Genomic DNA, 12586 nt, shown 5'->3' with positions numbered 1-12586 from the left:
AGGCGTCCCACTAACCTATTGGCAGCAAGGTGATTTCCATGACGGAACAAGTATCCACAAGCAGGTGCGATTCACCGCTACTTCAGGCCTTCGTCGACAATCGACTGATTCTGGTGAAGATTGCAGCGCGCATTACCGGCTGCCGTTCACGCGCCGAAGATGTGGTGCAGGATGCGTTCTTCCGCTTGCAGTCGGCCCCGCCGATCACGTCGTCAATCAAGGCTCAATTGAGTTACCTGTTCCAGATCGTGCGCAATCTGGCCATCGATCACTACCGCAAACAGGCGCTGGAACAGAAGTACTCAGGCCCGGAAGAGGAAGGGTTGAACGTGGTCATTCAGGGCGCTTCGCCGGAAACCTCGCATATCAACTTCTCGACGCTGGAACACATCGCCGACGCGCTGACCGAACTGCCCAGCCGCACCCGCTACGCCTTCGAGATGTACCGTCTGCACGGCGTGCCGCAAAAGGACATCGCCAAGGAACTCGGCGTCTCGCCAACCCTGGTCAATTTCATGATTCGCGATGCGCTGGTGCACTGCCGCAAGGTGTCGGGCAGTCGTGGGGATGCGGCTTCGATGGGGCGTCGCTAAGCCCTGAATTCGGCGTCAAGCCATTCGCGAGCAAGCCCGCTCCCACATTTGACCGGCGTACACAGGTCGATGTGGGAGCGGGCTTGCTCGCGAAGGCAGACTTGAGACCGCAATAGATCCCAGGCCTTGTCACCTCAGGCCAGCTTGCACCGATCAAAAAACCGCTCACGCCCCAGAATCATCAACGCCGCGCGCTTGTGCGGAAAGTCGAATTCCTTCTCGCAGTGGAAGCACTGATTCTGCATGTGGCCGATCATCTTCGCGTTGTCGGCACGCGGTTCGGCGACCACGCGCTGGGTACGCGGATCATCCAGAAACAGATAGTGCACCAGCGCCGACAACCAGCTCGCGACCTTGTGCGGGCCACGGTGATTCTCTTCCCCCACCAGCATGTGGATGCCACGGTCGTAATTGTCGACATCATAGAACGGCGCGATACGGTCTTCCTTGGCCCAGTAGGCCTCGAAATAGGCAAACGGCTGATCGTCGAAACAGCCGATCAACGTCAGCGTGTGCGGATCGGCGTCGAGCTTGCTCAGGTATTCGCGATGCTGCTCAAGACTGCCCTCCTCCTGCCAGAAACTGGCGACACGCGGACTGTTCTGCCAGCGATTGAACCGCGCCAGATCCTGCTCGATCTCCACCGTGCGCAGGGAAATCCACGCCCCGAGGCGTGCATCGAAACGTCGATAGACTTCGCCGCGCGGCTTGACCGGACGCAGCGGATGGCGCTTGCCCTGGCTGATCACCATTTGTTGTGGGTAGCTGCCGCTCAGCGATGTACCGAGCCATGGCTGCGGCAATTGCCAGAAAAGGGTGCGCTCGCAACGGTATTCGCCGGCCACTTCGGTGCTGACCAGCAAGCCGCTGAGCAAGGCTTCGGTGGGCGGCTGATCCAGTTGCCAGAGCAATTGCTGACGCTCCGGCTCACGGGCGAACAACCAGTAACAGGCAGCCCACAACGCCAGGCCGGGCGGCAGGGCAAAACGCTCATCGAGCTGAATCGGGCCGGTGCCGTCACGATTCAGACGCAAGCGAACCAGCGGTTGCCCGTCCAGGCTCAGGCTCAGACGGCTTTCAGTAGCATCGGCTACCAGTTCACTGCCCGAAGGCAAGGCCAGGGCAGTCAGGTCATTCAGATTGGACATGGGTCGGGCTCACGATAATCGTCGACAGTTCAACGATGGGACGTGAGCCGCACGGGAAAATTTAGCCGGCGGGGTTAAATCAGTGTTGCGGTACCGGTACCAGAGCGATCTTGTATGGCTCGAAAATCTTCAGCATCTGCCCGTTGTCCCGCAGCTCCTGCAACAATTTGCCAAATGCCTCGCCGGTGATCGGCGCGGCCGGGCGCAGAATGGAGTAATGGTGATAAACCTGATCGATGCGCTGCGACACCAGCAACTTGTCGGCCACCTTTTCGTTGCGTTTCAGGTAGTCGAACAGGTAAGAGCGCGTGACCAAAGCAATGTCGGCGCGCCCGCGCAGCACCATCAACAGGTTGCTGTCATGGGAATAGGTCAACGTGGCCTTGAACGTATCCGCGAGAAATTTGGGGTCGGCGTTGAAATTGGCGAACTCGTAGTGATAACCGCTGTACAGCGCCAGCCGCTTGCCCTTGAGGTCCGAGAAGTAATCCTGCTGCCGCCCCTCTTCGCGTTGCGCGACGAAAATCTCGGCATCTTCCAGACCCATATCGACCGTGGTGTGTGGAATGTCCTTCCAGCCCCACTCCGGGTTTTCGAAAATCGCCATGTCGGTGCGCCCTTCCTTCAGGTCGCCGAAACGCCGGGGAATCGAGGTCGGTACCAGGACAAACTGATACTCCTTCTGCAACGCATTCAGCGCTTCGACCAATTCCGGCAGCAGACCGGTGTCGGCACCGTTTTCCGGGCGGATGGTGTAAGGCGGAAAGTGCGCGGCGCCCACTCGAACCAGTTGCGCCGCCTGCGCAGGCAGCCCTGAAAATGCCGTCAGCGCGACGAGTACCAGCCCCGTGGCCGTCCGAATTGGCGAAGACTTCAAAACACCCCACTCCCCGAAAAAATACCGATCAATGCATTCAAGCTAGGCGGTTTCGCCCAGTTAGCCAGTTTCCTGACCTGTTGGAACGTGGGTTAACGCTCTTCGAGCACCAGAATCAGCGCTTCATCGGCCAACTGATCGAGGCTCAGGCTGCCGCCGGCACGAAACCAGGTGGTGGTCCAGGACAGCGCGCCAGTGAGAAAACGTCGGGTAATGAATACATCGCCACGGATAAACCCGGCGTCCTTGGCTTCGCCCAGCATCTGCAGCCAGATGTCTTCGTAGACATCGCGCAGGGCCAGCACCCGGGCCTGACCTTCTTCGGACAGCGAACGCCATTCATAGACCAGCACCGCCATGGCTTCGCCGCTGCCGCCCATGATCGACTGCAACTCGCAGCGAATCAGCGCCAGCACCCGCTCGCGCACGTTACTGGCTTCAGCCAACGCGGCGCGCATCAACGCGGTGTTGTAGCGGATGGTTTCTTCCATCACCGCCCGGAGGATTTCATCCTTGCTCTTGAAGTGATGAAAAATGCTCCCGGACTGGATCCCCACCGCCCCGGCCAGGTCACGCACGGTGGTGCGTTCATAACCCTTGTTGCGGAACAGGTGAGCCGCCACTTGCAGCAGTTTGCCGCGGGCGCTGTCAGGGTCGGTCAACTGGCCCTGGTCGACCAGTTCGCGCATGACCCTCAGGGCTTTTTGCTCGTCCACCCGTTCTCTCCTACAGTCGATCAGTCTGTTGCCCCCTGAACACGCAGGGTTGCGCGCAATTTAAGCCGCGAGCCGCAACCAAGCAAGCGCTTGGGCAGAAGATATTTCAGTGGTTTACAAACCAAGCGCTTGCTTGGTAGCCTCCAGACACTTCTGTCGCAGGTTCCTGAGTCGGAGATAAAAATGCCCACCACCGTTCGGATCGGATGCGCCAGCGCATTCTGGGGTGACACCAGTACCGCCGCCGCACAACTTGTGGCCGGCGGGCAGCTGGATTACCTGGTGTTCGATTACCTGGCCGAAATCACCCTGTCGATCATGGCCGGCGCGCGCATGAAGGACCCGCAGGCAGGGTTCGCCGGGGACTTCGTTGAGGTGCTCGCGCCGCTGCTGCCGCAACTTGCTGAACAGAAAATTCGCGTGATCAGCAACGCCGGCGGGATCAATCCGAAAGCCTGTGCCGCCGCCCTGCAGGCTGCCTGTGACAAGGCCGGGGTCAGTCTGAAAATCGCCGTGCTGCTCGGCGATGACCTGCAACCGCAATTCAAGCAACTTGCCGCCCAAGGCATCCACGAAATGTTCAACGGCACGCCGCTGCCGCCGATGTGCGTATCGACCAACGCCTACCTCGGCGCACCGGGCATCGTTGAGGCTCTGCGCCTGGGCGCCGACATCGTTATCACCGGACGCGTGGTCGACAGCGCGGTGGTCAGCGCGGCGCTGGTGCATGAGTTCGACTGGGCGTGGCACGACTACGACAAACTGGCCCAGGCCGCGCTGGCCGGGCACATCATCGAATGCGGCGCGCAATGCACCGGTGGCAACTTCACCGACTGGCGCGACGTGCCGGACTACGAACACATCGGTTTTCCCATCGTTGAAGTCAGTGCCGACGGCCAGTTCATCGTGAGCAAACCCGAAGGCTCCGGCGGGTTGGTGACGCCGCTGACGGTTGGCGAGCAGATGCTCTATGAAATCGGTGATCCGCAGGCCTATCTGTTGCCGGATGTAGTCTGCGATTTCACTCAAGTGAAACTGCAGCAACAGGGCAAAAACACCGTGCACGTCCACGGAGCCAAAGGCCTGCCGCCCAGCGATAAATACAAGGTCAGCGCAACTTACCCGGACGGTTTCCGCTGCACCGCCAGTTGCCTGATCGTCGGCATCGATGCGGTGGACAAGGCGCGCCGCGTCAGTCAGGCAATCATCGCCAAGACCTCGGAAATGTTCAGTCAGCGCGGCTGGCCACCCTACAGCGAAGTCGACATCGAACTGCTCGGCAGCGAAGCCACATACGGCCCGCACGGCCAGCGTCGTGACAGCCGCGAGGTGGTGATCAAACTCGCCGTGCGCCATCCACTGAAACCGGCGCTGATCCTGTTCTCCCGGGAAATCGCCCAGGCTGCCACCGGCATGGCACCGGGACTGACCGGCATCGTCGGCGGACGGCCGACGGTGTATCCGCTGATCCGTCTGTTCTCGTTCCTGATCGATAAAACCGCCTGCACCCTGCACATCGACATGACCGGTGAACAGCATCCCTGCGCCCTCCCCGCGCAAATGCCGCTCGACAGCCACGATCTGCCCACCCCCGACCAGCCACCCAAACCCCAAGGCCGCGCCGACGCCAGTGTGCCGTTGGTGAAACTGGCGGTGGCGCGCTCCGGTGACAAGGGCAACCACAGCAACATCGGTGTCCTGCCGCGTCGACCGGAATACCTGCCATGGATCGCCGAAGCGCTGACGCCAGCGGTGATCGTCGACTGGATGCGCCATGTGCTCGACCCGATTCACGGCCGGGTAGAACGCTGGTACCTGCCCGGCACCCACAGCCTGAACTTCCTGCTGGAAAACGCCCTCGGTGGCGGTGGCGTGGCGAGTCTGCGCATCGATCCCCAGGGCAAGGCCTTCGCTCAGCAACTGCTGGAAATCCAGATCCCGGTGCCGCAGAGCATCGCCGAACAACTCGACTAGAGGTTGGGCTTCATGGCTTACGCATCGATTTTCAAAGCCGATCTGTTCAGCGGCCAGACCATCATCGTCACCGGTGGCGGCAGTGGCATCGGCCGTTGCACCGCGCATGAACTGGCGGCGCTCGGCGCCACTGTGCTGCTGGTCGGGCGCAAACCGGAGAAGCTGCAAAAGGTCGCCGCCGAAATCAGCGAAGACGGCGGCCGCGCCCATTGGCAGGCCTGCGATATCCGTGACGAGGAAGCGGTGAAACAACTGGTCGCCGAGTTGATCGCCGAACACGGGCCGATCCACGGTCTGGTCAACAATGCCGGCGGCCAGTACCCCTCGCCACTGGCCTCGATCAATCAGAAAGGCTTCGAAACCGTATTGCGCACCAACCTGGTCGGCGGCTTCCTGATGGCCCGGGAAGTGTTCAACCAGTCGATGAGCAAGCACGGCGGCAGCATCGTCAACATGCTTGCCGACATGTGGGGCGGCATGCCCGGCATGGGCCACTCGGGCGCGGCACGTTCGGGGATGGACAACTTCACCAAAACCGCCGCGTTCGAGTGGGGGTACGCCGGGGTACGAGTCAACGCGGTGGCGCCGGGCTGGATCGCATCCAGCGGCATGGACACTTATGAAGGCGCGTTCAAAGCGGTGATCCCGACCCTGCGCGAACATGTGCCGCTCAAGCGCATCGGTACCGAATCGGAGGTCAGTGCGGCGATCGTTTTTCTGCTCAGCCCGGCGGCGGCGTTCATCAGCGGCAGCACCTTGAAAATCGATGGTGCGGCCAGTCTCGGCAGCCGCGCATGGCCGTTGCACAAGGCAAGCCACAGCGAGTCGTTCAACGGTTTCCATCGGGCGTACCTGCCCGACGTGCTCAAGGACAAGGAGTAAGCCATGCCGCAGATCCAGTCCCAACTCGATCCGCACAGTGAAGCTTTCGCGCGCAACTGCGCAGCGATGCTCACGGCCATCGAGCAAGTCCAGCAACTGGAACAGAACCTGCTGAACAAGGCTGCCGAAGCCAAGGGCAAATTCGACAAGCGCGGGCAACTGCTGCCCCGCGAACGCCTGAACCTGCTGCTCGACCCCGGTGCGCCGTTCCTCGAACTGGCGAGTCTGGCCGGCTACAAGCTGCACGACGACAAGGACGGCAGCGCTGCCGGTGGCGGCCTGATCGCCGGCATCGGTTACGTGTCCGGCATACGGGCGATGGTGGTGGCCAACAACAGCGCGATCAAGGGCGGCACGATCTCCCCCACCGGCCTGAAAAAATCCCTGCGGCTGCAACAGATCGCCCTGGAAAACAAACTGCCGGTGATCACTCTGGCCGAAAGCGGCGGCGCCAACCTCAATTATGCGGCGGAGATATTCGTCGAAGGCGCACGCAGTTTTGCCAATCAGGCGCGGATGTCGGCCATGGGTTTGCCGCAAATTACCGTGGTGCACGGCTCTGCGACGGCCGGTGGCGCCTATCAACCGGGGCTGTCGGATTACGTGGTGGTGGTGCGCGGCAAGGCCAAGCTGTTTCTCGCCGGACCGCCACTGCTCAAGGCCGCGACTGGCGAGGTCGCCACCGATGAAGAGCTGGGCGGCGCCGAGATGCACGCGCAGGTCGCCGGCACCGCCGAGTATCTGGCCGAGAACGATGCCGATGGCGTGCGCCTGGTCCGCGAGATCTTGCGCATGCTGCCGTGGAACGAGCAACTGCCGTGGCTGCCCGAGCCGCAATACAAGGCGCCGCTGTACCCGATCGACGAGTTGCTCGGGCTGATTCCCGACGACCCGAAGAAGCCCTACGACGTGCGCGAAATCATTGCGCGGATTGCCGATGAATCGGAATTTCTGGAATTCAAGGGCGAGTTCGATCAGCAAACCATCTGCGGCCAGTTGAAAATCCAGGGCCGCGCCTGCGGCTTGATCGGCAACAACGGCCCGATCACGCCGGCCGGGGCGAGCAAGGCCGCGCAGTTCATTCAGCTGTGCGACCAGAGCCAGACGCCACTGCTGTTTTTCCATAACACCACCGGCTTCATGGTTGGCACCGAGTCCGAGCAGCAAGGCGTGATCAAACACGGCTCTAAACTGATTCAAGCGGTGGCCAATGCGCGAGTGCCTAAACTGACGATTGTGGTCGGTGGCTCCTACGGTGCCGGTAACTATGCGATGTGCGGACGCGGTCTCGATCCACGTTTCATCTTCGCCTGGCCCAACAGCCGCACCGCGGTGATGGGCGGCGCGCAGGCCGGCAAGGTGTTGCGCATCGTCACCGAGGCCAAACAGCTCAAGGAAGGCCTGGTGCCGGATCCGAAAATGCTCGACATGCTCGAACAGGTCACCGCGCAGAAACTCGACAGCCAGTCCACCGCGCTCTACGGCAGCGCCAACCTGTGGGATGACGGCCTGATCGATCCGCGCGATACGCGCACCCTGCTCGGTTACCTGCTGGATATCTGCCACGAAGCCGACATCCGCACGCTGCAACCCAACAGCTTCGGCGTCAGCCGCTTCTGACTGCCACGGATCCCAAGGAGAACAATAAAAATGATCTTCACCCCGGAACACGAAGCACTGCGCCGCACCGTCCGCCAGTTCGTCGAGCACGAGATCAACCCGCACGTCGATGAATGGGAAAAGGCCGGACGCTTTCCAATCCACGAGATTTTCCGCAAGGCCGGCGACCTCGGACTGCTGGGGATTTCCAAGCCGGAAAAATTCGGCGGCATGGGCCTCGACTACAGCTATTCGATTGTCGCCGCCGAAGAGTTCGGCACCATTCATTGCGGCGGTATTCCGATGTCGATCGGCGTGCAGACCGACATGTGCACCCCGGCGCTGGCCCGCTTTGGCTCCGATGAATTGCGCGACGAATTCCTCCGCCCCGCGATCACCGGTGAGCAGGTCGGTTGCATCGGCGTCTCGGAAGTCGGTGCCGGCTCCGACGTCGCCGGACTCAAGACCAGCGCGCGCAAGGACGGTGACGACTACGTGATCAACGGCAGCAAGATGTGGATCACCAACTCGCCGAGCGCCGACTTCATCTGCCTGCTGGCCAATACCTCGGACGACAAGCCTCACATCAACAAGTCGCTGATCATGGTGCCGATGAACACCCCGGGCATCAGCCTCAGCTCGCACCTGGACAAGCTCGGCATGCGCAGCTCGGAAACCGCTCAGGTGTTTTTCGACAACGTACGTGTGCCGCAGCGCAACCGCATCGGCCACGAAGGCGCCGGGTTCATGATGCAGATGCTGCAGTTCCAGGAAGAACGCCTGTTCGGCGCGGCGAACATGATCAAGGGTCTGGAATATTGCGTCGACAGCACCATCGAGTACTGCAAGGAACGCAAGACCTTCGGTAATGCGCTGATCGACAATCAGGTGATCCATTTCCGCCTCGCCGAATTGCAGACCGAAATCGAATGCTTGCGGGCGCTGGTCTATCAGGCCACCGAACAATATGTGAAAGGTCAGGACGTCACACGTCTGGCATCGATGGCCAAGCTCAAGGCCGGCCGTCTCGGCCGTGAAGTCAGCGACAGCTGCCTGCAATATTGGGGCGGCATGGGCTTCATGTGGGACAACCCGGTAGCCCGCGCCTATCGCGACGTGCGACTGGTTTCGATCGGCGGCGGCGCCGACGAAATCATGCTGGGGATCATCTGCAAACTGATGGGCATCCTGCCGGGGAAAAAGAAATGAGCCCCCTGCCCGATTGCCAGACTCTGTTGCTGGAACTGCACGGCGGCGTGCTGCACATCACCCTCAATCGCCCGGACAGCCGCAATGCGATGAGCCTGCAAATGGTCGCCGAACTGCGCGCGGTATTGGCGGCGGTGCGCGATGACCGCGGGGTTCGCGCTCTGGTCCTCAGCGGTGCCGGTGGGCATTTCTGTGCGGGGGGCGACATCAAGGACATGGCCAATGCCCGTGCCCAAGGCACCGACGCTTACCGCGAGTTGAACCGCGCCTTTGGAGCCCTGCTGCAAGAGGCTCAGGACGCACCACAAGTGCTGATCACCGTTTTACAGGGCGCAGTGCTCGGTGGTGGTTTCGGGCTGGCATGTGTCAGCGATATCGCCATGGCCGATCATCAGGCGCAGTTCGGCCTGCCGGAAACCAGCCTCGGTCTGCTGCCGGCACAGATTGCGCCGTTCGTGGTGCAGCGCATCGGCCTGACCGAAACCCGCCGCCTGGCACTGACCGCCGCACGTTTCGACGGTCATCAGGCGCGGCGGTTGGGGCTGGTGCATTTCGTCGAGCAGGATCCGCAGGCACTGGCAGAACGCCTCGACGAAGTGCTCGACCATGTTTTGTGCTGCGCGCCCGAAGCGAATGCGGCGACGAAAAAACTGCTGCTGGCCAGTGCCGGGCAGCCTTCGAGTGAATTGCTGGATGAAGCGGCGCGGTGGTTCAGCGAAGCGGTGACCGGGGCCGAAGGGATCGAGGGCACGATGGCTTTCGTGCAAAAGCGTAAACCTGGGTGGGCCCCTTAAAAGCTTCGCGAGCAAGCTCGCTCCCACAGTTTTTGTGAACGATGCAAATTCCTTGTGGGAGCGGGCTTGCTCGCGAAGAGGCCAGCCAACCCACCGCCAAATACTCAGGAAGATCAACATGCCCGCCCTCCACAAAATCCTGATCGCCAACCGCGGTGAAATCGCCTGCCGCATCCAGCGCACCGCCCAGGCCCTCGGCTATCGCACCGTCGCCGTATTCAGCGATGCCGACGCCGATGCCCCGCACGTGCAGATGGCCGATCAAGCGGTGAACATCGGCGCCGCACCGGTGCAACAGTCCTATCTGAACATCCCGGCGATCCTCGACGCCGCGCGCCGCAGCGGTGCCGACGCGATTCATCCCGGCTACGGCTTTCTCTCGGAAAATGCCGGGTTCGCCCGCGCCTGCGCAGAGGCCGGTCTGACCTTCATCGGCCCCAGCGCCGAGGCCATCGAGCTGATGGGCAGCAAGCGCCTGTCGAAAATCGCCATGCTCGACGCCGGTGTTCCTTGCATCGCCGGCTATCAAGGCGCCGCGCAGGACGACGCCACTCTGCTGCGTGAAGCCGAGCGCATCGGCTACCCGCTGATGATCAAGGCCAGTGCTGGCGGCGGTGGACGCGGCATGCGCCTGGTGCACAGCAGCGACGAGTTGCCGGCGCAATTGCGCACCGCCCGCTCCGAAGCGCTGAACGGTTTCGGCAGTGATGAACTGATCCTCGAACAGGCGCTGATCGAACCTCGGCACGTCGAGGTGCAACTGTTCGGCGATCATCACGGCAACCTGATCTACCTCGCCGAGCGCGATTGCTCGGTGCAGCGTCGCCACCAGAAAGTCATCGAGGAAGCACCCTGCCCGGTGATGACCCACGAGTTGCGCCAGGCCATGGGCGAAGCGGCGCTCAAGGCTGGTCGTGCGGTGAATTACGTCGGTGCCGGCACCGTCGAGTTTCTGCTCGACTCCAATGGACAGTTCTACTTTCTGGAAATGAACACGCGTTTGCAGGTCGAGCATCCGGTGACCGAACTGATCACCGGGCAGGATCTGGTCGCTTGGCAATTGGCCGTCGCCGAAGGCCAGCCGCTGCCGCTGACTCAGGATCAGGTCACGCTGAACGGCCACGCCATGGAAGTACGGTTGTATGCCGAAGATCCGACGCAGAATTTCCTGCCGCAGACCGGTCGTGTACAGGCCTGGGAACCGGCGTTGAGTCCGGGGGCGCGGATCGATCATGGCTTGCGCGAAGGTCAGTCGATCAGCCCGTTTTATGATCCGATGCTCGGCAAACTGATCGCCCACGGCGCCACTCGCGAGGAGGCACGGCGCAAGCTGCTGCGCGCGGTGCAGGACAGCGTGCTGCTCGGCGTTCAGAGCAACCAGCGTTTGCTGGTCAGCCTGCTGCAGCATCCGCAGTTCATCAGCGGCGAGTTCAGCACCGCGTTCATTGCTCAGCATTTCACTGACCACCCATGCCTGCACACTTACGCCCCCACTGCCGAGGAGCTGGCCATCGCCGCCGTGCTGTTTTATCAGGCTGGCGCGCAGGTGCATCGTGCGCCGCTCAAGGGTTGGCGCAACAATGTCGGCGCGCCGCTCAATTACCGCCTCGGGCTTGAACAGCAGGACTGGACCTTGCAACTGCACGCTGGCAGCGCTGGCCGCTTCACCGTGAACGTGATGCAGCGCGCACTGGTACTGACCGTCATCAATTGCGACGAGCGCGCGGTGACACTGGAAGTCGACGGCCTGCGCCAGCGTCACGCCTACCGGATCGATGGCGAAGAACTCTGGCTGTTCACCCACCCCGGCAACCTGCGCCTGGAGGATCGAACTCATGCGCTGATCAGCAGTCAGAGCAGCGTCAGCTCCGGCACACTGAAAGCGCCGATGGACGGTGCCATCGTCGACGTGCTGGTCAGCGAAGGCAGCCCGGTCAGCAAGGGTCAGTTGCTGGTGGTGCTGGAGGCAATGAAAATGGAGCATCCGCTCAAGGCCGGCATCGACGGCGTGCTCAAGCGGGTGCAGGTCAAGGTCGGCGATCAGGTAAAAAATCGTCAGGTTCTGTTGCAGGTCGAGTGAGTCGCCAGGCGCAAACGCAAGGTTTGACTACGCTCTGATCTATCAGGACGCGTAAATCAGGAAACCTGCGATGCCCCATTGGCTGGTCATTGATCTGGAAGCCACCACAGATGAAGGTGGCTGGCCGGTTACGGAAATGGAAATCATCGAAATCGGCGCGACGCTGGTCGACCGTGCCGGTCGCGAGCAGGATCACTTTCAGCGGTTCGTCAAACCGACCCGGCGGCCGTTGCTGACGCCGTTCTGCCGTGAGCTCACGCACATCACCCAGGCCAACATCGACGCCGCGCAGCCGTTGAACGAGGTCTGGCCGGCCTTCGAACGCTGGCTTGGGCAACACCAGACGCGCCTCGAAGGCTGGGCCAGTTGGGGCGATTACGACCGCAAGCAGTTGCTCCAGGAATGGCAGCGCCTGCAACTCGACAGCCTGCTGAGCCGGGTGCCACACATGAACCTCAAGCAGCGCTTCGCCAAGGCCCGGCGCCTGGAACGACCGCTGGGCTTGAACGGTGCGCTGCAACTGGCCGGCATGCAGTTCAGCGGTCAACAGCACCGAGCCCTGGAAGATGCGCGCAATACCGCGCGGTTGCTGCCGTTGGTCTTGCCACTCTGAAGTCAGGGCGAGAACTCGCCGGACACGCCCCGGGCAGGTGACGGCGCCGGGAGCCTTGTGCATACTGGCCAGCCCTTTTTAACCCTTTTTTGCCCTTTTCG

The 12586-nt window shown here is 61.8% G+C and carries 11 protein-coding genes; 8 read left to right on the top strand and 3 right to left on the bottom strand.

Features of this window, described 5'->3' with window-relative positions; all coding sequences use genetic code 11:
* Nucleotides 1–38 precede the first annotated feature (38 nt).
* The gene (locus M0808_RS07950) at nt 39–593 is read left to right on the top strand and encodes an RNA polymerase factor sigma-70 (RefSeq protein WP_027613402.1); all 555 of its coding nucleotides are present in this window, start codon (nt 39–41) and stop codon (nt 591–593) included.
* A gap of 134 nt (nt 594–727) precedes the next feature.
* On the opposite strand, the gene M0808_RS07945 is transcribed toward M0808_RS07950, so the two are convergent.
* The 3 genes from M0808_RS07945 to M0808_RS07935 form a co-directional block, all read right to left on the bottom strand.
* Nucleotides 728–1741: a GNAT family N-acetyltransferase gene (locus M0808_RS07945; RefSeq protein WP_027613403.1), complete on the bottom strand. Its 1014-nt coding sequence runs from the start codon at nt 1739–1741 to the stop codon at nt 728–730.
* 79 nt (nt 1742–1820) lie between these two features.
* Nucleotides 1821–2618: a transporter substrate-binding domain-containing protein gene (locus M0808_RS07940; RefSeq protein ID WP_098964866.1), complete on the bottom strand. Its 798-nt coding sequence runs from the start codon at nt 2616–2618 to the stop codon at nt 1821–1823.
* A gap of 92 nt (nt 2619–2710) precedes the next feature.
* Complete coding sequence (locus M0808_RS07935) at nt 2711–3334, bottom strand: TetR/AcrR family transcriptional regulator (protein ID WP_247840597.1); 624 nt, start codon at nt 3332–3334, stop codon at nt 2711–2713.
* A 183-nt stretch (nt 3335–3517) separates the two neighbouring features.
* On the opposite strand from M0808_RS07935, the gene M0808_RS07930 reads away from it, so the two are divergent.
* The 7 genes from M0808_RS07930 to M0808_RS07900 all read left to right on the top strand — a co-directional run bounded on the left by M0808_RS07930 (nt 3518) and on the right by M0808_RS07900 (nt 12485).
* A complete protein-coding gene (locus M0808_RS07930) occupies nt 3518–5308 on the top strand; it encodes an acyclic terpene utilization AtuA family protein (RefSeq protein WP_247840595.1) in 1791 nt (596 codons plus the stop codon).
* Between the two features lie 12 nt (nt 5309–5320).
* Complete coding sequence (locus M0808_RS07925; RefSeq protein WP_247840593.1) at nt 5321–6190, top strand: SDR family oxidoreductase; 870 nt, start codon at nt 5321–5323, stop codon at nt 6188–6190.
* 3 nt (nt 6191–6193) lie between these two features.
* A complete protein-coding gene (atuC, locus tag M0808_RS07920; RefSeq protein WP_247840591.1) occupies nt 6194–7810 on the top strand; it encodes a geranyl-CoA carboxylase subunit beta in 1617 nt (538 codons plus the stop codon).
* Nucleotides 7811–7840: 30 nt separating this feature from the next.
* Complete coding sequence (gene atuD, locus M0808_RS07915; RefSeq protein ID WP_027613409.1) at nt 7841–8998, top strand: citronellyl-CoA dehydrogenase; 1158 nt, start codon at nt 7841–7843, stop codon at nt 8996–8998.
* On the top strand, nt 8995–9792 hold the full coding sequence (locus M0808_RS07910; protein WP_247840589.1) for an enoyl-CoA hydratase-related protein: 798 nt from the start codon (nt 8995–8997) through the stop codon (nt 9790–9792). The genes atuD and M0808_RS07910 overlap by 4 nt, the downstream gene beginning before the upstream one ends.
* Nucleotides 9793–9910: 118 nt before the next feature.
* Nucleotides 9911–11872 carry an acetyl/propionyl/methylcrotonyl-CoA carboxylase subunit alpha gene (locus M0808_RS07905; RefSeq protein ID WP_247840587.1) on the top strand — a complete coding sequence of 654 codons (1962 nt, stop codon included), beginning with the start codon at nt 9911–9913 and terminating at the stop codon, nt 11870–11872.
* A gap of 70 nt (nt 11873–11942) precedes the next feature.
* Nucleotides 11943–12485, top strand: coding sequence for an exonuclease domain-containing protein (locus M0808_RS07900; RefSeq protein WP_027613412.1), 543 nt, complete (start codon nt 11943–11945; stop codon nt 12483–12485).
* Nucleotides 12486–12586 lie beyond the last annotated feature (101 nt).

The sequence above is a fragment of the Pseudomonas sp. MWU12-3103b genome, assembly GCF_023100615.1.
GTDB lineage: Bacteria > Pseudomonadota > Gammaproteobacteria > Pseudomonadales > Pseudomonadaceae > Aquipseudomonas > Aquipseudomonas putida_A.
This window is presented reverse-complemented; position numbering and strand designations above follow the sequence as displayed.

Coding starts and splice junctions, on each gene's coding strand:
- atuC (WP_247840591.1), top strand. CDS start 6,194: ATGCCGCAGATCCAGTCCCAACTCGATCCGCACAGTGAAGCTTTCGCG.
- M0808_RS07945 (WP_027613403.1), bottom strand. CDS start 1,741: ATGTCCAATCTGAATGACCTGACTGCCCTGGCCTTGCCTTCGGGCAGT.
- atuD (WP_027613409.1), top strand. CDS start 7,841: ATGATCTTCACCCCGGAACACGAAGCACTGCGCCGCACCGTCCGCCAG.
- M0808_RS07930 (WP_247840595.1), top strand. CDS start 3,518: ATGCCCACCACCGTTCGGATCGGATGCGCCAGCGCATTCTGGGGTGAC.
- M0808_RS07925 (WP_247840593.1), top strand. CDS start 5,321: ATGGCTTACGCATCGATTTTCAAAGCCGATCTGTTCAGCGGCCAGACC.
- M0808_RS07900 (WP_027613412.1), top strand. CDS start 11,943: ATGCCCCATTGGCTGGTCATTGATCTGGAAGCCACCACAGATGAAGGT.
- M0808_RS07910 (WP_247840589.1), top strand. CDS start 8,995: ATGAGCCCCCTGCCCGATTGCCAGACTCTGTTGCTGGAACTGCACGGC.
- M0808_RS07950 (WP_027613402.1), top strand. CDS start 39: ATGACGGAACAAGTATCCACAAGCAGGTGCGATTCACCGCTACTTCAG.
- M0808_RS07905 (WP_247840587.1), top strand. CDS start 9,911: ATGCCCGCCCTCCACAAAATCCTGATCGCCAACCGCGGTGAAATCGCC.